We start from the raw sequence: 19830 nt of genomic DNA on the forward strand, positions 1-19830 counted from the left end.
ACCGGAATGGGTTGCACGGGTTCCGTGGTGGGCGGTCAGGCCGGGTCGAGGTCCAGCTCGGCGACGACCGGGTAGTGGTCGGAGGCGTACTCGGTGTCGCCGCCACGTACCACGTGGATGTCGCGCAGCCGGGCGGCGAGCGCCGGGGTGCCGAGCAGGTAGTCCAGCCGCATGCCGGAGAACTCGCCGCCGCCGCCGTGCCGGGTCGGCGCGGTCAACCCGACCTCGGCCGGGCCGGCGGCGTGGGTCGGATCGGCCGGCCCGCCGCCGCGGGGCAGCTCAGGCGGCCCGGCGGCGTGGGTCCAGAGGTCGACCAGGCCGGCGGCGAGCAGCCGGGCCACCGCCCGGGTGTCCACGGTCCGCCCGTCGCGGCGCAGGTGCCGCCGCCGGTACGCCGCCGGCAGCCGGGCCACCCGGTCGGCGTGGTCGGTGCCCGGGTCCAGGGTGTTCAGGTCACCGGCGAGCAGCGCCGACTCCCCCGGCGCGCGGCCTACCGCACGGGCGAGCCAGCCGGCCTCGATGCGCCGCCGCAGCCCGGTGTACGGGTCGAGGTGGGTGCCGAACACGGTGAGCGGGCCGGCGGTGGTGGCCAGCTCGACCCGCTGCGCCGCGTGGTGCAACGGTCGACGGACCGGCCCGGCGGAGCGGATGCGCCACGGCGGGCGGACCAGCACGGCAACCGGCTGACCGAAGCAGCTGCGGGCCAGGTGGGGGCGCATCCCCACCCGGTCGGCGAACCCGGCCAGCACCCCCGGCCGGTCGAAGCCGCGCAGCTCCTGCACGGCCAGCACGTCGGGGGCCTGCGCGGTGACGACCCGGCACACCAGGTCCCGCCGGTCGGGGCCGGTCCGGTCCCGACCGCCGGTCCTGATGTTCCAGGTCATCATCCGCAGCACGGTGGCCGGCTCACCCGGGACGGCCGGCCTTGGCCAGCTCGTCGTCCAGCTCGTCGACCTGTTCCGACTCGATCTCGGGCCGGTTGCCCTCGTAGACGTCGGCGTTGGGTCGGATCACCCAGTAGAGCAGGCCGATCCACAGGCCGCTGAGGATGAGCGCGCCCATGAAGTCGGTCGGGTGGTGCATGCCCCGGTACATCCGGGAGACCGCCACCCCGACCGGCATGATCACGGCCATCGCCACGAAGAGCCACCGCCACCAGCGGTCGGTACGGACGAACACGATGATCGCGATGACCAGCCAGAGGCAGGTGGTCGCGGCGATGTGCCCGGACGGGAAGGACGAGGTGGGCATCTGCCCGTCGAGGTTCTCCACCGCCGGGCGGGGCCGGTCCACCACCCGGGCCGAGGCGAGGAACAGGCTCAGCTCGCCGAAGAGCGCCAGCACCACGAAGAGCACCGGCCGCCACCGCTTCCAGATGGCCAGCACCAGCGGGCAGAAGACCAGCGAGACGATCAGGATGGCGTGGGTGTCGCCGAACTTGCTCCACCACCAGCTCAGCTCGGTGAGGAAGTCGGTGTGCCGGGCGGCGAACCAGCGCGGCACGTCGGTGTCCAGGGTCTCGAAGATGGTGCCCTTGGCGTGGTAACTGACGTAGGTGCCGAAGGCGTAGAGCGCGCCGAAGACGATCACCCAGCCGACCAGCAGTTCGGCTACGGCGGAGCGCGGGTGCTCCAGCACGTGCTCCTCGGCCGGGGCGGGGGTGATCTTGTCACCGGCCTCCGGTTCCAGCCCCTCGCTCAGCGGCGGCACCGGCCGGCCCCGCTCGCGCCGCCACAGCCGGAAGGCGTACGCGGTGACACCGAGCCAGGCCGCGCCGAGCAGCCAGCCGCCGATCACGTCGGAGACGAAGTGCACGCCGAGCGCGATCCGGGTCAACCCGATCAGCGCCACCAGCACGGCGACGATGGCAATCGCCAGCTTACGCCAACGGTGCGCCATGGCGGGCAGAAAGACCAGCAGCAACGCCCCGTACGCGACGAACGAGCCGAGCGCGTGCCCGCTGGGGAAGCTGTTGCCGGGGGCGCTGGCGACGGGCACGTCGACCACCGGGCGGAGCCGGCCGACCAGGGCCTTGAGCGACGGGTCGAGGATCAGCCCGCCCACCCCGGTCACGATCAGGTAGACCGCCAGCCGGGACTGGCGACGGATCAGCAGGGTGACCACGGCGATCGTGACCAGCCAGATCAGCACCGGTCGGCCACCCAGGTCGGTGACCGCCTGGAGCACGGTGACCAACGCGTGGTGCGGCGCGACGAGCCCGTTGAACCATTCGGCCGCCTCGTGGTCGGCGTGGTACATCGGGCTCCACTTGAACCGTACGAGCATCAGCAGCAGCCCGAAGGCCACGCCCGCGCCGGCCACGGCCAGCAGGCCGGCGACGCTCCGTTCGGCGAAATGGCCGAGCGGCCGTCGGGCCGTCGTGTCCTTGACCGCGGTCACCCCGCACCTCCCTGCGTCAACGTGGCGAGGCGCGCTGTACCCGATTCTGCCGTCCCGTACACGCCCGTCCGGTGTGGCGGGCTCAGAGTGCGGTCATGTCACCGGTGTCGAGCAGTTCCTCCCGCTCGGCCTCGGGCTCCCACAGGTCCGGCTGGGCCGGCTCCGGAGCGCCGATCCGCATCGCCTCCAGCTGGGCGGCGAACGACAACCCGCCGAACAGCGCCATGCCGGTGAGGTTGGCCCACAGCAGCAACGCCATCATCCCGGTCAACGCCCCGTACGTCTGGCCGAAGCCGCCGCTGAACTTGACGTACGCGGCGAGCAGCAGGCTGGCCAGCCACCACAGGGCGGTGGCGATGCCGGCGCCGAAGTAGAGCCAGGACAGGCCGGGCTGCTTGCGTCGGGGCGCGTGCCGGAAGATCACCGCCACCGCGACCACGGTCAGCACGAGGCTCAGCGGCCAGCGCACCACCTCCCAGAGGCCGGCGGCGAGATCACCCCACTCGTAGTGGCGCTGTACCGACTCGCCCATCGCCCCGCCGCCGACCAGGATCAGGAACCCGGCCAGGGCGGGCAGGCCGGCGACCACGGCCAGCACCGCCGCGCGCAGGTACTTCCACAGCGCGGGGCGGTCCCGTTCGACGCCGTAGATCCGGTTGGCGCCGCGCTCGATCTGGGCCATGGTGGTGGTCAGCGCCACCAGGCCGGTGATCAGGCCGAGGGTCAACGCCAACTCGCCGGTGCTCTCGGTGCGGTCCCCGTCGCCGAGGAGATCCTGCACCACCTGCTCGCTCTGCCCGGGGGTCAGCGCCAGCACGGTGTCGGCGACCACCCGGCCGCCCTCCTCGACACCCAGGTCGCTGATCAGGCCGGTGAGCGCGATCAGGAACGGGACCACGGCGAGGCAGAGTTGCAGGGCGAACGCGCGGGAGTGGCTGAACCCGTCGCCGTAGCGGAACCGGATGAACGCGTCCCGCAGCAGTTGCCAGCCACCGAGCCGGCGCAGCGTACGCCAGGCGTCGTCGGCGGCGAGTTCGTCCGACGCCATCAACCGGGTCTCGGGGACGAGCTTGGTGCTACTCACGGCGGGCTTCCTCGATCAGCTTCTCGCCGCGCTGCGCCGCCGCGTCGGCGTCGTACGCCAGATCCGGGTCCTGGGCCGGGCGCGGCACGCAGAGCCAGAGCGACCCGGGTCTGATCTCGGCGGTCAGGGTGCGGCCGGGTGCGATCAGGTCGCCGTCGAGCTGCCGGGGCTGGGCCCTGGTGCTGGTGATGACGACCTTGCGGGCCCGGTGGACCTCCATCCGGGGGACGCTGCCCTGCCGGCGGACCAGCGCCCAGCCCATGGCGAGCCAGTGCCGGACCCGGTTGGGGGTGAGCACGGCGACGTCGAGCCAGCCGTCGTCGGGCTCGGCGTCGGTGAGCAGGCGCACCCCGCCCTGGAGCCGCCCGACGTTGGCGACGAGCACGGTGCGGGCCCGGCGGCGCATCGGGGGCCGGTCGTCGATGCGGACGGTGAGCCGCATCGGCCGGTCCCGCAGGTGCTTGGCCGCCCCCACCACGTAGGCGGGCCAGCCGATGCGGGCCTTGGTGGTCTCGGAGGTGTCGGCCAGCATCTGCGCGTCGAAGCCCATCCCGGCCATGACCGCGAAGCACTGGTCGTCGACGACGCCGACGTCGAGTCGGCGTCGGCCGCGTTCGACGGCCACCTGGAGGCCGGCGGCCAGGTCGTTGGAGAGTCCCAGGTTGGCGGCGAGCAGGTTGCCGGTGCCCTGGGGCAGCACGGCGAGTTCGACGTCGGTGCCGGCGAGCGCGGTGACGCAGGCCATCACGGTGCCGTCGCCGCCGCAGGCGAAGACCAGCTCGGCCCCGGCGGCGACGGCCTGCTCGGTCTGGCCCCGGCCGGGGTCCTCGGCGGTGGTCTCGTACCAGGTCGGGGCCGGCCAACCGGCGGCGGCGAGCGCCTCCTCCACGGTCGCGCGGAACTCGTCGAGATCAGTCACCTTCGTCGGGTTGACCACCACCGCCGAGCGCGGGGCTCGGTCGCCGTCGGTCACCGTACGCTTCTGCTCTGCACCGTCCACGGCGTCAGTGTGCAGCACCCCGGCCGGGTCAGCGACCCGACGACGACCGACGTTGCATTGACCGCAAACAGGTTTGATCCGGGTTGGGACCTACCCGACCGGTCAGGCCGCCGTCCGCAGCGCCAACTCGATCCGTCGGCGCAGGTCGTCGAGGTCCACGCCCGCCTCGGTCAGCACCACCGCGCCCAGGCCGCCACCCTCGCGGAGCACGCCGAGCAGCAGGTGTTCGGTGCCGATGTGCCGGTGCCGCAGCCGGAGCGCCTCGCGTAGCGCCAACTCCAGCGCCTTGCGGGAACGGGGCGAGAAGGGCCCGCCGACCGGCCGGCGCAGCGGCCACCGTCGGCGTGGGGCCGGGACCGCCTCGCGTAGGGCGTCCGGGCCGAAGTTGTCCTCGATCCGGGCGACGATGGCCGCGAGGTCGATGCCGATCTCGCGCAGCGCGGCCGCGTCCGCCTCGCCTAGCCCGATCCCGCCGGCACCGACGTGCCGCCGGATCCGGGCGCGCAGGTCGTCGGCGTCGACGCCGGCGGAGGTGAGCACCCGGCTGGCGAGCGCATCGGTGTCGGCCAGGACGGCGAGCAGCAGGTGTTCGGTACCGACGGGACGTCGCCCGTCGCGCTGGGCCTGTTCGACCGCGCTCCGGACGACGGCGCGGGCCCGATCGGTGAACCGCTCGAACATCATTCCTCCCAGGTTCCTCGGACCGCCGGTCGCCCGGCGTGCTTCTTGTGGACCGCCTGCCGGCTCACCTCGAGCGCGTCGGCGATCTCCTGCCAGGACCAGCCCTGCCGTCGGGCGTTGTCCACCTGGACCACCTCCAGCCGTTCGAGGAGCCGACGCAGGGCGAGCACCGCGCGCAGGCCGACCCGGGGGTCGGTGCTGCCGGCGGCTGCCGCGAGTTCCGTTGCCTGACTCATGCTGTCAACTTACGTTGACAATTCGGCCGTGTCAACCACAGTTGACGCACCCGACCTGCGCCGACACGACGCCGGACGCCCCGGTCCAGGCCCGCGACGGTGCTACCGTCCGCTGGTGTTCCGTCGCCGCACCACCGACCAGCCCATCGAGGCGGCCCGCCGGCTGCCCGTCGGCCGGATCGAGTGGGAGATCGCCGGCGGCACCGTGGCCGGTCACCGCTACTCGGCCAACTTCGACGTCCTGCACGTCGACCCGGAACTACCGTTCGCGGTGGTCGTCGACGGCATGGGCGAGGGCGAGGGCAGCCGGGTCGCCGGCAGCACCGCACGCGACACACTGCGCGAACTGGTCCACGCCGGCTGGCCGGCCGTCGGTCCCCGCGAGCTGCGTGCCGCCGTCACCGAGGCCCAGATCCGGGTACGCCGGGCCGGCGCCGCCGTCGACGAGCTGGCCGGCTGCACGCTGACCGCGCTGCTCGCCGCGCCCGACGGCGAACTGGCCTGGATCGTCCAGCTCGGCGACTCCCGGGCCTACCGGCTGCGCGACGGGCTGCTGGAACTGGTGACCGTGGACCACACGATGGCCTGGCTCGGGGTGCTGCACGGCTGGTGGCCGGCGAACTCCCGGGAGGCGTCCCGCGCCCGCTACCAGCTGCTGCGCTACCTCGGCCACCCCGACCGGCCCGACCCGGACCTGCTCGGGGTGCCGCTGCGCCCCGGTGACACCTGGCTGCTCTGCACCGACGGGGTCAGCGACCAGCTCGACTACCACCGGCTACGCGAACTGCTCGCCGAGCCGGACCCGACCCGGGCGGTACGCGCCCTGCTCGCCGCGAGCCTGGCCGAGGGCGGCAGCGACAACGCCACCGCCGTCGTGCTACGCGTACACCCGGGGACCGGACCGACCCGTCCGGCTGATCGGGCTCCACCGCCTCCCCGGCGCGACTAGCGTCGGTGGGGACGGCGCGGGGCGTAGGTGCGGGCGCCCGGGAGGTGAACCGGATGACCGGGTCCACGGGCGGGCCGGTGGTGGTCGGTGTCGGGCCGGCGCCGACGGACCTCACGATGGTCCGGCTGGCCGCCCGGGAGGCCGCCGCGCACGGCCGGGACCTGGCCCTGCTGCACGCCTTCAACTGGGAGGCCGCGTTGGAAGGCCCGTCGGTCGCCGGCAGCCGCGACGCCGCCGAGGAACTGGTCGCCCGGGCCGCCACGGCCGCGAACGAGGTCGAACCAGCGCTGCCGGTCAGTGGGGAGATCGTCGAGGGGGCACCGGTCGAGGCCCTGATCCGCCGTTCCGGGACGGCGTTCCTGGTGGCCATCGGGGACGGCGGGATGGCCGGCTGCGGCGGCTGCGTACCCGCCGACGCGCCCGCCGTGCAGCTCGCCGCCCGCGCCGGCTGCCCGGTGCTGGTGGTCCGCCGCGACCCACCGCCCCCGGGCCCGGTGCTGGTCGGCGTGGACGGCTCGCCCAGCTCCCGGGCCGCGCTCGCCTTCGCCTTCGGCTGTGCCGCCCGCCGCCGGGCCCGGGTCATCGCGGTACGGGTGATCGAGCCGGGACGACCCGACGACGGCGACGACGTGCTCGGCACGCTGGTCGGCCAGGCCCGCCGGCACCACCCGGACGTGCCGGCGGAGTGCCACACCGTACGCGGCGATCCAGGGACCGTCCTGGTGGAGCAGTCCCGGTCGGTGCAGGTGGCGCTGGTCGGCGCCCGGGGCGACCAGCCGGGGCGGGGGATGCTCGGCGAGGTGAGCCAGACCCTGCTCTACCACGCGCCCGCGCCGGTCATCGTCGTCCGTGGGTTGGTTTCCGCCGGGGCGGGCGGGGCATGACGACCCGGCGAGGCCGGGACCAACGGCCCTGACCGGTGACCGGGCAATCACGAAGACTGGGTCTGCCCGGGGCGAATCGGCGCTTCCGGGTGCAGAACTCCCCGAACCGCGAGAGGCTTTGGCAGCATGGACACCGCTCTCGACCTGCACAGCCCCCTGACCGACGACGAGCTGCGCCGGCTGGACGCCTACTGGCGGGCGGCAAACTACCTCACCGTCGGGCAGATCTACCTGCTCGACAACCCGCTGCTGCGCGAGCCGCTCGCCCCCGAGCACGTCAAGCCCCGGCTACTCGGCCACTGGGGCACCAGCCCCGGCCTGAACCTGCTCTACGCCCACCTCAACCGGGTCATCGTCAACCGGGACCTGTCGGCGATCTTCGTCACCGGCCCCGGCCACGGCGGCCCAGCGCTGGTCGCCAACACCTGGCTGGAGGGCACCTACAGCGAGCTGTACCACTCGGTGAGCCGTGACGAGACCGGCATGCAGCGGCTGTTCCGCCAGTTCTCCTTCCCCGGCGGCATCCCGAGCCACGTCGCACCGGAGGTGCCGGGCTCGATCCACGAGGGCGGCGAGCTGGGGTACGCCCTGAGCCACGCCTACGGCGCCGCCTTCGACAACCCGGACCTGCTGGTGGCCTGCGTCATCGGCGACGGTGAGGCGGAGACCGGCCCGTTGGCGGGCAGCTGGCAGTCCAGCGTCTTCCTCAACCCGGCCCGCGACGGCGCGGTGCTGCCCATCCTGCACCTCAACGGCTACAAGATCGCCAACCCGACGGTCATGGACCGGATCCCCACCGAGGACCTGCTCAACCAGATGCGCGGCCACGGCTACCAGCCGTACCTGGTCGCCGGGGACGACCCGGAGCAGGTGCACCAGCTCCTCGCGGCCACCCTGGACCGGGCCTGCGACGAGATCGCCGAGATCCAGCGGGTGGCCCGCTCCGGCGGCCACGTCGAGCGCCCCCGCTGGCCGATGATCATCCTGCGGACCCCGAAGGGCTGGACCGGCCCGGCCCAGGTCGACGGCAAGCAGGTCGAGGGGACCTTCCGCGCCCACCAGGTGCCCATCGCCGAGGTGCGCGACAACCCGGAGCACCGGGCCGAGCTGGAGCGCTGGCTGCGCAGCTACCGTCCGGAGGAGCTCTTCGACGCCACCGGCGCCCCGGTCGCCGAGCTGACCGCACTGCCGCCCAAGGGCGAGCACCGGATGAGCGCCAACCCGGTCACCAACGGCGGGCGGGTGCTGCGGGACCTGACCCTGCCGGACTTCCGCGACTACGCCGTCGACGTCAAGCAGCCGGGTGAGCCGGTGGTCGGCGCGGCCGGGGTGCTCGGCACCTGGGTCCGCGACGTGATCACCGCCAACCCGCAGACCTTCCGGCTGTTCGGCCCGGACGAGGTCGCCTCCAACCGGCTCGGTGCCGCGTTCGAGGTCACCGACCGGGCCTTCGACGGCCGGATCGAGGCCACCGACGACCACCTGTCCCCCGACGGCCGGGTGATGGAGGTGCTCTCCGAGCACCTCTGCGAGGGCTGGTTGGAGGGTTACCTGCTGACCGGCCGGCACGGCATCTTCACCAGCTACGAGGCGTTCATCCACATCGTCGACTCGATGGTCAACCAGCACGCCAAGTGGCTGAAGGTGACCCGGGGCATCCCCTGGCGGGAGCCGATCGCCTCGCTGAACTACCTGCTCTCCAGCCACGTGTGGCGACAGGACCACAACGGTTTCTCGCACCAGGACCCGGGCTTCATCGACCACGTGGTCAACAAGAAGGCCGAGGTCGTCCGGGTCTATCTGCCGCCGGACGGCAACACCCTGCTCTCCACCATGGACCACTGCCTGCGCAGCCGGCACTACATCAACGTGGTGGTGGCCGGCAAGCAGCCCGCCCCGAACTGGCTGACCATGGACGAGGCGGTCCAGCACTGCCGGCGCGGCCTGGGCATCTGGGACTGGGCCAGCACCGACGACGGTCAGGAGCCGGACGTGGTGCTCGCCTGCGCCGGTGACGTGCCGACCCTGGAGACCCTCGCCGCCGCCGACCTGCTCCACCAGCACCTGCCCGAGCTGAAGGTGCGGGTCGTCAACGTGGTCGACCTGATGCGGCTCCAGCCGTCGTCGGAGCACCCGCACGGCCTGCCGGACAACGAGTTCGACACCATCTTCACCCGCGACAAGCCGATCATCTTCGCCTACCACGGCTACCCGTGGCTGATCCACCGGCTCACCTACCGCCGGGCCAACCACGACAACCTGCACGTGCGCGGCTACAAGGAGGAGGGCACCACCACCACGCCGTTCGACATGGTGATGCTCAACGACCTGGACCGCTTCCACCTGGTCATCGACGTCATCGACCGGGTGCCCGGCCTGGCCGCCCGCGCCGCCCACCTGCGGCAGGAGATGGTCGACACCCGGCAGGCCTGCCGCGACCACACCCGCCGCCACGGTGAGGACGACCCCCGGGTCGCCGAGTGGCGCTGGATCCGGGAGACCGAGCCGCAGCAGCTCGACGGGCAGTGACACCCCCGGGGTCCGTGGTGGGCCGGTCACCGGCCGGCCCACCACGCCCCACCAGCCAGGAAAGGACGAGACGATGAACTCCGACGAGATCCTGGTCGGCTACGACGGTTCCGCCGACGCGGGCGTCGCCGTGGACTGGGCGCTGGCCGAGGCGCGGCGCAGCGGACGCCCGGTCCGGCTGGCGTACGTCTTCGAGTGGATGACCGTCGCCGGCTGGGTCGGCCCGGGGGTGGCCCCCGGGGTCTGGCCGGACGACGACGCCCGACGGCAGGTCGAGGAACTGGTGCACAAGGCCGCCGCGGACGCCACCGCCGCCTGGCCCGGCGTCACCGTGCACGGCGAGGTCTTCGACGGCCCGCCCGCGCTGGTGCTGGAGGAACGCTCCGCCGAGGCCGGGCTGCTGGTGCTCGGCAGCCGGGGCCACGGCGGCTTCACCGGTCTGCTCGCCGGCTCCACGGCGGTGTCGGTGGCCGCCCACGCGCACTGCCCCGTGGTGGTGGTGCGGGAGGCGCAGGCCAAGGTCGACGGGCCGGTGGTGGTCGGCTACGACGGCTCCGATCAGGCCGGCACCGCGCTCGGGTTCGCCGTGGAACGGGCCGCGCAACGCGACGCCCCGCTGCGGGTGCTGCGGGCCTTCGAACCGCCGGACGACCGCTGGCGGCCCTCCGACCCGGACGCCGAGGCCCGGCTCGCGGCGGACCGGGCCGAGATCGACCAGGCCCTCGCCGGGTGGCGGGAGACCTTCCCGCAGGTGCCGGTCACGGTGGAGATCGCACCGGCCCGGCCGGCCGCCGCGCTCGTCGAGGCGAGCCGGGACGCGCAGCTCGTGGTGGTCGGCAGCAGGGGACGGGGCGGGCTGCGCGGGATGCTGCTCGGCTCGGTCGGCCAGCAGCTCATCCAGCACGCGCACTGCCCGGTAGCGGTCGTCCGCGAACGCTGACCACCCCGACCGGGGCGGCATTGCATGATCAACCTGCTGGCCGATGTCGCGGTGTCCCGGACGACCTGACACCGCGACATCGGCGGCCGAGGGCCGTGAGGGCGTGGCGGCGTTCCGCGAGCGGTGGGACGCCGCCTGGGTACCGACGGATTGAGCCGGCGAGTGGATCAGGACCCGGGGGTGGGCGGGGCGGGATCGAGGGAAAGGTAGTCCTCCTCTTCCCCGGCCAGGTGCAGGCGCAGCACGGCGTCCAGTCCGTAGAGGCTGGCGAGCAGGTCGGGCACCTGGTCGGGGTGCAACCGCCCGTCGGCCCGGGCCAGGTGACCGCCGATCCGGTCCACCAGCCCGTGGATCTCCACGTGTTCCCGACTCATCGTGGCCGTCGCCTCGTCGCCGCCCAGCGGGCCGGCCAACGCCGGATAGAGCTGCCGCTCCTCGGCGTCGGCGTGCGGCAGCACCTCGTCGGTCAGCCGCCGGTGCGTGTCGCGCAGCGCCGGCAGGCACCCCTCGGCGGTCGGCCGGGTCGCCACCAGGTCGGCGGTGTCACGTACCCGGGCGAGCACGTCGCGTACGCCGGCATGCTGGCCGGCGTACCGGTCGAGCAGGGCACGGGTGGTCGGCGGCACGTCCCGGCGGCGCAGCCCGCCACGCAACGCCCGCAACGCGTTGAGGATGACCAGCACGTCGATGCCCTCCTGGAGGAAGGCGCCCGCCACCGGCGGCAGCCGACCGGCGGCGGCCACCAGCATCGCGAGCACCGCCAACCCCATCCCGACGGCGGCGCTCTGCACCGCGATCCGGCGGGCGTGGCGGGCGATCTCGACGGCGTCGGCGAGCCGGTCCAGCCGGTCCACGGTGATCACCGCGTCGGCGACGTCCGCCGACGCGGTCGCCCCGGTCGCCCCCATCGCCACCCCGACGTGCGCCGCCGCCAACGCGGGCGCGTCGTTCACCCCGTCACCCACCATCACGGTCACCGCCCGCCGCGACTCCCGCCGGACCCGGTCCACCTTCTCCTGCGGCGAGCAGCGGGCCAGCACCTCGTCCACCCCCACCAGCCGGGCCACCTGCTCGGCGGTACGCGGCCGGTCCCCGGTGAGCAGCAGCAACCGGGACAACCCGGCCTCCCGCAGCCGGCGTACCGTCCGGCGGGCATCGGGACGGACCGGGTCCGCCAGCAGGATCGCGCCGAGCGGGCCCTGGTCACCGCTCACCCACACCGTCGACCAGCCGGCCAACTCGGCCCGGTCCCGGGCCAGCTCCGCCCAGTCGGGCAGGTCACCGCCGAGCTGCCCGACCCGCACCAGCCGGCCGTCGACCCGGCCGCTCACCCCGCGCCCCGGCTCCTCGGTCACCTCCGTCGGCGTGGCCAACACCAGCCCCCGCTGGCGGGCCTGCCGCACCAGCGCCACGGCCAGCACGTGCGGGGACAGCTGCTCCACCGACGCGGCCAGCCGCAGCACCTCGTCCCGGTCGCCGCCGGGAGCGACCACCGTCTCCGCCGCCCAGGGCCGGCCCGCCGTCAGCGTGCCCGTCTTGTCGAGCAGCAGGGTACGGGCCCGGCCGAGCAGCTCCAGCGAACCACCGTCGCGCACCAGGACACCCCGCCGGGCCACCCGCGACAACCCGGAGACGATCGCGATCGGGGTGGCCAGCAGCAGCGGGCACGGCGTCGCCACCACCAGCACCGCGACCGCCCGGACGAACTCCCCCGACCACACCCCGGCCACCGCGGCCAGCGCCAAAGTGAACGGGACGAACGCCGCCGCGTACCGGTCGGCGAGCCGTACCGTCGGGGCCCGGTGGGCGGTCGCCTCCCGCGCCAGCCGGACGATCCCCGCGTAGGTGCTGCCCGCCGCGTCCCGGGTGGCCCGCAGACCCACGGCGGCACCGGCGTTGACGACCCCGCTGGGCACCTGTTCCCCGGCGGCCCGGCCCACCAGTTGCGACTCCCCGGTCACCACCGACTCGTCCAGCGTCGCCGGGGCCGTCAACACACCGTCGACCGGCACCACGTCCCCCGGCCCGACCAGCAGCTGGTCACCCACCGCGACCCGGTCCAGCCCGATCACCTCGATGCCCCCGTCGGGGGTACGCCGCCGTGCCCGCCGGGGTGCCCGCTCCAGCAGGGCACGCAGGTCGCGGGTCGCCCGCCCCTGCGCGTACGCCTCCAGCGCCCGCCCCGTCGCCACCATCACCGCGATCACCGCACCGGCCAGGTACTCCCCGACGAGCAGCGCACCGGCCAACGCCAGCACCGCGATCACGTCCACCCCGAACCGCCGCCGCCACAGCTGACGCAGCACCGCCCAGACCGCCGGCACCAACGCCACCAGGGTCGACGCCGCCCAGACCACGTCGGCCGTTCCCCGCCGGCCGGCCGCCCACAGGACCGCCCCGACCAGCACCGCCCCGGCGAGCAGGGTCAGCGGCGTCCACTCACGCCAACGCGCCCGACGCCGGCCGACCGGTCGCCCCGGAACGCACTCCCGCTGTTCCGTGCCCACCTGCGGATCGTCCCAACGGCACCGCGTCAGTGGCGCCGAACGGGAAAACGACAGGCCGAAGTGCCCGTCCGGGTGGGACCTGCCGCCGTGTCCGTACCGGGGCGGACGGGGCAGGATGGGACGGTATCCCCACCCGTGGACCGACCGGGTGGGGCACGATGGGAGAAACGGAAAGGTCGTGCCGATGAGCCACCAGACGCCCGCGACGGACCGCCCGCTGACCACCGCGCTCGCGGAGGCAGCCGCGACGGCCGGCCACGCCCCGTCGGTGCACAACACCCAGCCGTGGCGCTGGCGGGTCCTGCCGGACGCCCTGGAACTGCGGGTGGTCCGGGACCGGCAGCTCACCGCCGCCGACCCGGAGGGCCGCCTGCTGGCGCTCAGCTGCGGCGCGGCCCTGCACCACGCCCGGGTGGCGTTGGCGGCCGAAGGCTGGACGGCGGTGGTCGAGCGGCTGCCCGACCCGCAGCAACCGGACCTGCTGGCCCGGTTGACCGGCCTGACCCCTGCCGGGGCCGACCCGGACGCGATGCGGCTGGTGCAGTGCATGCAGGTCCGGCACACCGACCGCCGGCCGGTCAGCGACGAGCCGGTGCCCGCCGAGGTGGTCGACGACATCACCCGCGCGGCGGACGACGAGGGTGCCCGGTTGCAGATCCTCGACGCCGACCAGGTGATGGAGCTGGCCGCCACCGCCTCGCACGCCGGCACCGTGGAGGCGGAGGACCCGCAGACCCGCGAGGAGTTGCAGTACTGGACCCACCGGGCCGACACCGGCACCGGACTGCCGCCGGAGGTGCTGCCGCAGGACCAGCCGCAGACCACCGTCCCGGCCCGCGACTTCGGCAGCCCCGGCAACCTCCCGGTGGGGCCGGGGCATGACAAGGCCGCCGTGTACGGGCTGCTCTACGGCGACGAGGACGAACCTGACAGCTGGCTGGGGGCCGGTGAGGCACTCTCCGCGCTGTGGCTGACCGCCACCCGGCACGGGGTGTCGGTGGTGCCGCTGTCCGGCGTGGTCGAGGTGCCCGGCACCCGGCAGAAGCTGCGGCAACTGCTCAGTGGGCTCGGCTACCCGTACCTGGTGCTGCGGATCGGGCTCGCGGACCCGGCGCACGCCGGCCCGCCGCACACCCCGCGGCTGCCGGCCGCGCAGGTGGTCGACACCTCCGCGGTACGCGACCAGCGGTCCTGACGATCTCGTGCCGGGCGGTCACCGGGCGCTAAACTCGCCCGCGTGGCCGCCAGCACCCCTGCTTCCCGCAACGAACATCCGGTCCCCTCGTTGGGGCTGAGCCCGTTGTCCCGGGTCCGCCTCGACGAGCTGCTCCAGGAGATGCTCGACCGGGTCGGCGACGTGGTGACCAGCCGGGAGCGGCTGCGGGCGCTACTCGACGCGGTGGTCGGCATCGGCACCGACCTCGACCTGCGCAGCACCCTGCGACGGATCGTGCAGGCGGCCTGCGAGCTGGTCGGTGCGCGTTACGGCGCGCTCGGCGTGATCGGTCCCGACCGGCTGTTGCACGACTTCATCACCCACGGCATCGACGCCGAGCTGCACGCGAAGATCGGTGACCTGCCGCACGGGCGGGGGGTGCTCGGCCTGCTCATCGACGAGCCCCGCCCGGTCCGCATGCCCGACATCACCCAGCACCCCCAGTCGTACGGCTTCCCGCCGAACCACCCGCCGATGCACAGCTTCCTCGGCGTGCCGGTGCGCATCCGCGAGCAGGTCTTCGGCAACCTCTACCTGGCCGAGAAGCAGGGCGCCGCGGAGTTCACCGAGGACGACGAGGAGATCGTCGTGGCGCTGGCCGCCGCCGCCGGGGTGGCCATCGAGAACGCCCGACTCTATGCGCTGGCCCACCGTCGGGAACGCTGGCTGGCCGCGACCGCCGAGATCACCTCGGTGCTGCTCGGCGAGGTACGCCGGACCGACGCGTTGACCCTGGTGGCCCGCCGGGCCCGCGAGGTCGCCGAGGCGGAGCTGGCGCTGGTGCTGCTCTACGACGAGGACGCCGGGCAGTTCACCGTCGAGGTGGTCGACTCCGCCGACGGTGACGCCGACGGGCTGGTCGGCGCGCTGCTGCCGGCCAGCGAGACCAGCTTCGCCGGCTCGGTCACCGAGCGTCGCCGGGAACTGCTCGACAATCTGGCCGAGGCGGCACCCTGGCCGGTGCCGGTGGTCGCCGGCCCGGCGGTGGTCTCCCCGCTCGCCGCCGCCGACACCCTGCACGGGGTGCTGGTGGTGGCCCACCGGCCCGACGCCGGCCGGGCCGCCGACGCCGACGTCACCCTGCTGGCCAGCTTCGCCGGCCAGGCCGCCCTGGCCATGGAGCGGGCCCGGGGCCAGGAGGAACGGGAACTGCTGGTGGTCCTGGAGGACCGCGAACGCATCGCCCGGGACCTGCACGACGTGGTGATCCAGCGGCTGTTCGCCACCGGCCTGCAACTGCAGAGCGGCGCGATGCACGCCCGCCCCGACGTCGCCAAGCGGATCAATGCGGCCGTCGACGACCTCGACGCCACCATCCGGGACATCCGCCGCACCATCTTCGAGCTGCGTACCCCGATGAGCGCGGCGCTGCGTACCGAGATCCGGGAGGCGGTCGACGTGGCCGCCGGGTCGCTCGGTTTCCGGCCCGCCGTCGAGTTGGACGGGCCCATCGACAGCGCCGTGCCGGATCCGGTCCGCCCCGACCTCACCGCCGTGCTCCGTGAGGCGCTGTCCAACGCGGTACGCCACGCCGGGGCCAACCGGGTCGCCGTAGCCGTCCGGGTCGACGCCGGCCGGGTCACCGTGACGGTCACCGACGACGGGGTGGGCTGTGACCCGGCCGCCGCCCGGGGTGGCCTGGTCAACCTGCGCGAACGCGCCGAACGTCACGGCGGCGAGTTCGAGGTACGCCGGGTCGAGCCGCACGGCACCCAGCTCTACTGGTCGGTCCCGCTGCGCGACTGACCCGGGCCACCGGCCGATTCGGGCTCAGCCGGGACGGTGCGACCGGCTCGGGCTCAGCGTGCGGCCGGTGTCCGGCTCAGCGCGTGGTCGGCCCGTTCGGACCTGGCGGACGGTGGGTCAGGATGTCGGCCGGCGCTGGGGTGGGTCAGGGGCGTTGGCCGAGCAGGCGGGTGGCGAGCACGGCGGCCTGGGTGCGACGCTCCAGGCCCAGCTTGGCCAGCACACTGGAGACGTAGTTCTTCACGGTCTTCTCGGCGAGGAACATCTTGCCGGCGATCTCCCGGTTGGTCAGCCCCTCGGCGACGTACTCCAGGATGCGGCGTTCCTGCTCGGTGAGGCTCTTCAGCTCGCGCGGCTGCTCGACGCCGCTGCGGATGCGCTCCAGCACCCGGGTGGTGATCGCCGGGTCGAGCAGCGACTGCCCGGCCGCGACCCTGCGCACCGCGTCGACCAGGTCGGTGCCCCGGATCTGCTTGAGGACGTAACCCGCCGCACCCGCCATGATCGCGGCGAACAACGCCTCGTCGTCCTCGTACGAGGTGAGGATCAGTCCCTTGATCGACGAGTCGACCGCCCGGACGTCCCGGCACACGTCGATGCCGTTGCCGTCGGGCAGCCGGGCGTCGAGGATCGCCACGTCGGGGCGGAGGGCGGGAATCCGTCGGGACGCCTCCTGGGCGGAGCCGGACTCGCCGACCACTTCGATGTCGCCGCTGCTCTGCAACAGGTCGGCCAGGCCACGGCGGACGACTTCGTGGTCGTCGAGGAGGAACACCCGGATCATCCCTCGTTTCTACCCGCCCGGACGCGCTCGTGCACGGGCCGAAGGTCCCTAACCTGGCACGTCGCACCGTCCTTCCTCGGGTGTCACGCCGACTGGGCCGGCCTGGCGGGTCGGGCACGGGCGCTCCGCCGGTGGGAAGGGCGGCCCGGTGGGTCGGGACGTCCGGCCCTGCCCGGCCCACCTGCCGGTGACGGACCGTGGAGGGGAACCACCACCGGGAACCGGGGCGGCGTCGGCCGGCCGGGGCGACACGTTCCCCGCTCGGGGTGGAGCGGCACGAACCGCCACGGAAGGAGCACGACCATGGGCACCGGGTACACCGAGACGCAACTGCGGGCCGCCGTCGCGGACGCCGTCCGCGCGCCCTCCCTGCACAACACCCAGCCGTGGCGGTTCCGACTGCGCGACGGCGGAATCGAGGTGTCGGTCGACCCAGCCCGCCGGCTGCCGGCCACCGACCCGAGCGGTTGGGGCACCCGGGTCTCCGGCGGGGCGGCCCTGTTCAACCTGCGGTTGTCGTTGGCGGTGGCGGGCACCCCGGCGACCGTACGGCTGCGACCGTACCCGGCTGACCCGGACGTGCTGGCCCGGCTGGTCCCGGAGCTGCCGCGCCGTCCCACCCCGACCGAGCAGGGTCTGTACGCGGCCATCGGCCGCCGGTTCAGCAACCGGGCGCCGTTCTGGCCCGACCCGGTGCCCGCCGAGGCCCGCTGGCGGCTCGGCGAGGCGGCCCGCGCCGAACAGTGCTGGCTGGAACTGGTGATCGGGGTGAGCGCCGTCAACGCCTTCGCCGAGATCGCCCGCAGCGCCCACCGGGTGCTCGAACGCGACCCCGCCTACCGGGCCGAACGCGCCGACTGGGTGCGTACCGAACCCGCCCCCGACGGGGTGCCGGCCCGCGCCGGTGGTCCGCAGAGCGAACCGCAGGACCTGCTGCCGTCGCGGGGCTTCGGCGGCCTGGACCGCGCTCCCGGCCGCGACTTCGAGCCGGAACCGCTGGTGGCGGTGCTCGGCGCGGCCGGCAACACGGTCGTCGACCAGGTGCTGGCCGGGCAGGCGTTGCAGCGGGTGCTGCTGACCGCCACCGACGCGGGGCTCGCGGTGTCGATGCTGTCGCAGCCGATCGAGGTGTCGGGGGCGCGGGAGGCGCTGCGGCTGTCGCTGGGTCGTTTCGGCACGCCGCAGATGGTGATGCGGATCGGGTACGGCCAGCCGGGGGTGGCGACACCGAGGCGAAGCGTGGACGAGGTGCTGGACGTTGCGGTGGCACCCGGCTGAACCCCCGCCGCCCGGCCTGTACCGCGCTCGCCTCGCGCGGTCCGGGTCAGGCTGGATGGTGCGCGGTGAGCAGGGCGGCTTCCCGGGCCGGGTCGAGGCCGACGGTCGCCCGCGCCGGCCGCCCCGCGCGGGGCGGGACCGACCCCACCCGGTCCAGCCAGCGCCAGGTGTCACCGACCGTCTCGGCCACCGGACGGCAGGTCAGTCCCGCCGCGTACGCCTTCTCGACGCCACGCTCCTGCAACCAGCGGTACTCGTGGCCCGGGGGAATCCAGATCGGCAGGTCGTTCCACGGTTCGATCCCGGCGGCGAGCAGCACCTCGGGGTCGGTCCACCGCAGTCGGGCGTCGGCCCCGGTCGTCGCCACCGCCTCGGTGAGCAGTTCGCCCATGGTGGTGTGCCCCGGGCGGCTGATCACGTTGAACGCGCCGCCCACGCCCTCGGCGGCCCGGTCGAGCGTGAAGGCCGCGAGGTCCCGGACGTCGACGTACTGCACCGGCAGGTCGGCCGGGCCGGGTGCGAGGACGTCACCGCCCCGGGCCACCCGGCGCAGCCACCACGGCAGCCGCCCGATGTCCTCCCCCGGCCCGAGGATCAGCCCGGCCCGCACCAGCAGGGCGCGTTCCCCGAACACCTCGGTCGCGGCCAGTTCCCCACCGGCCTTGCACCGGGCGTAGTCGTCGTCGCCGGTGTCGTCGGCCGCCGACGCCACCACCGCCGATTCCTCACCGACCCCGGGGCGCACAGGCGGGGCGTAGACGGAGCCACTGGAGATGTAGGCGTAGTGCCCGGCACAGTGCAGCAGCGTGGCGGCGTCGCGTACCGCGCGGGGTGCGCCGTCCCAGGTGTCGACCACCACGTCCCACCCGCCGCCGGCCAGTTCGGCCAGCCCGCCCGGCGCGGTCCGATCACCCCGCAACCGGTGTACGCCCGGCGGGGTGCCCCCGTGTATCCCCCGGTTGAACATCGTCACCGTCCAGCCCCGGCGTACCCCTTCGGTCACGATGGCGGACCCGACGAACCCGGTGCCGCCCAGCATCAGCAGTCTCATCCGTCCCACCCTGCCGGTCGGGGGCACCGATGCGGCACCCTGTTCACCGGCAGCGGATCTGCCGTCGGCAGAATCCGGGCCAGAGCACTGCTCGACTCCCCCGTCGGTCCTTCGTCGACCGACATACGGGTCGGTTCGGTCCACGTCACGCGCGGCCCGGTGCACCCGGTGTGGGTGGTGCAGGGGCGGTGGCGTGTCGACAGCAGGGACGGACCCGCCATATCGCCCCACGATCATCATGCACACGCCTACGCCCGGCCGGGTACCGGCCACCCGCCTCAAATAAAAAGGGACGAACAGGATTTTCGGCTGGTAAAAGCAAGCATTTCACTGGGCGGCTGAAAACGGTCCACGGGACGGGCAACTCCTCGGGCTCCGTTATGCCTGTGAGGCATATTCATGACGCACAGGCATATAGCTTTCCGCGCAACATGATGCAGGGGACGCTGCACCCAGCACAGGCATAAGGACGGCTCGGCGGCCCGGCGGCCCGGCGGCCCGGCGGCCCGGCGGCCCGGCGGCCCGGCGGCCCGGCGGCCCGGCGG

At 74.0% G+C, this 19830-nt stretch carries 16 protein-coding genes; 7 read left to right on the top strand and 9 right to left on the bottom strand.

The features are described 5' to 3' along the window. Nucleotides 1-35 precede the first annotated feature (35 nt). From JQN83_RS26700 to JQN83_RS26725, 6 genes are all read right to left on the bottom strand, one after another. Nucleotides 36-896, bottom strand: coding sequence for an endonuclease/exonuclease/phosphatase family protein (locus tag JQN83_RS26700; protein ID WP_208569909.1), 861 nt, complete (start codon nt 894-896; stop codon nt 36-38). A 10-nt stretch (nt 897-906) separates the two neighbouring features. Further along, a complete protein-coding gene (locus JQN83_RS26705; protein ID WP_208569910.1) occupies nt 907-2400 on the bottom strand; it encodes a phosphatase PAP2 family protein in 1494 nt (497 codons plus the stop codon). 82 nt (nt 2401-2482) lie between these two features. Continuing rightward, nucleotides 2483-3484, bottom strand: a complete 1002-nt coding sequence (locus tag JQN83_RS26710) for a YihY/virulence factor BrkB family protein (RefSeq protein WP_208569911.1) — start codon at nt 3482-3484, stop codon at nt 2483-2485. Then, a complete protein-coding gene (locus tag JQN83_RS26715) occupies nt 3477-4484 on the bottom strand; it encodes a diacylglycerol/lipid kinase family protein (protein ID WP_208569912.1) in 1008 nt (335 codons plus the stop codon). The genes JQN83_RS26710 and JQN83_RS26715 overlap by 8 nt, the downstream gene beginning before the upstream one ends. 102 nt (nt 4485-4586) lie before the next feature. Then, nucleotides 4587-5165 (bottom strand): Clp protease N-terminal domain-containing protein, encoded by a 579-nt coding sequence (locus JQN83_RS26720; RefSeq protein WP_208569913.1) that lies wholly within the window; start codon nt 5163-5165, stop codon nt 4587-4589. After that, on the bottom strand, nt 5165-5401 hold the full coding sequence (locus tag JQN83_RS26725; protein ID WP_067310060.1) for an HTH domain-containing protein: 237 nt from the start codon (nt 5399-5401) through the stop codon (nt 5165-5167). The genes JQN83_RS26720 and JQN83_RS26725 overlap by 1 nt, the downstream gene beginning before the upstream one ends. Nucleotides 5402-5516: 115 nt before the next feature. On the opposite strand from JQN83_RS26725, the gene JQN83_RS26730 reads away from it, so the two are divergent. From JQN83_RS26730 to JQN83_RS26745, 4 genes are all read left to right on the top strand, one after another. Then, nucleotides 5517-6350, top strand: coding sequence for a PP2C family protein-serine/threonine phosphatase (locus JQN83_RS26730; RefSeq protein ID WP_208569914.1), 834 nt, complete (start codon nt 5517-5519; stop codon nt 6348-6350). Between the two features lie 53 nt (nt 6351-6403). Next, a complete protein-coding gene (locus tag JQN83_RS26735) occupies nt 6404-7234 on the top strand; it encodes a universal stress protein (protein ID WP_208569915.1) in 831 nt (276 codons plus the stop codon). A gap of 126 nt (nt 7235-7360) precedes the next feature. After that, nucleotides 7361-9763, top strand: a complete 2403-nt coding sequence (locus JQN83_RS26740) for a phosphoketolase family protein (protein ID WP_208569916.1) — start codon at nt 7361-7363, stop codon at nt 9761-9763. A gap of 73 nt (nt 9764-9836) precedes the next feature. Then, entirely contained in the window at nt 9837-10703 is an 867-nt protein-coding gene (locus JQN83_RS26745; protein ID WP_208569917.1) for a universal stress protein, read from the top strand. Between the two features lie 167 nt (nt 10704-10870). Here JQN83_RS26745 and JQN83_RS26750 read toward each other — a convergent pair whose 3' ends face one another. Then, nucleotides 10871-13210, bottom strand: a complete 2340-nt coding sequence (locus JQN83_RS26750) for a heavy metal translocating P-type ATPase (RefSeq protein WP_208569918.1) — start codon at nt 13208-13210, stop codon at nt 10871-10873. A 184-nt stretch (nt 13211-13394) separates the two neighbouring features. Here JQN83_RS26750 and JQN83_RS26755 point away from each other — a divergent pair, with 184 nt between their 5' ends. Both JQN83_RS26755 and JQN83_RS26760 read left to right on the top strand, forming a co-directional pair. After that, entirely contained in the window at nt 13395-14405 is a 1011-nt protein-coding gene (locus JQN83_RS26755; protein WP_443674024.1) for an Acg family FMN-binding oxidoreductase, read from the top strand. Between the two features lie 96 nt (nt 14406-14501). Continuing rightward, nucleotides 14502-16172, top strand: coding sequence for a sensor histidine kinase (locus JQN83_RS26760; RefSeq protein WP_208569929.1), 1671 nt, complete (start codon nt 14502-14504; stop codon nt 16170-16172). Nucleotides 16173-16317: 145 nt separating this feature from the next. Here the strand turns inward: JQN83_RS26760 and JQN83_RS26765 are convergent, their stop codons facing one another. Continuing rightward, nucleotides 16318-16956, bottom strand: coding sequence for a response regulator (locus JQN83_RS26765; RefSeq protein ID WP_208569920.1), 639 nt, complete (start codon nt 16954-16956; stop codon nt 16318-16320). Between the two features lie 303 nt (nt 16957-17259). Here JQN83_RS26765 and JQN83_RS26770 point away from each other — a divergent pair, with 303 nt between their 5' ends. Continuing rightward, nucleotides 17260-18234, top strand: a complete 975-nt coding sequence (locus tag JQN83_RS26770) for an Acg family FMN-binding oxidoreductase (RefSeq protein ID WP_208569921.1) — start codon at nt 17260-17262, stop codon at nt 18232-18234. 46 nt (nt 18235-18280) lie between these two features. Here JQN83_RS26770 and JQN83_RS26775 read toward each other — a convergent pair whose 3' ends face one another. Further along, complete coding sequence (locus JQN83_RS26775; RefSeq protein ID WP_208569922.1) at nt 18281-19285, bottom strand: NAD-dependent epimerase/dehydratase family protein; 1005 nt, start codon at nt 19283-19285, stop codon at nt 18281-18283. Between the last annotated feature and the right edge of the window lie 545 nt (nt 19286-19830).

This window comes from Micromonospora antibiotica (assembly GCF_017599305.1).
In the GTDB taxonomy this organism is placed as follows: domain Bacteria; phylum Actinomycetota; class Actinomycetes; order Mycobacteriales; family Micromonosporaceae; genus Micromonospora; species Micromonospora antibiotica.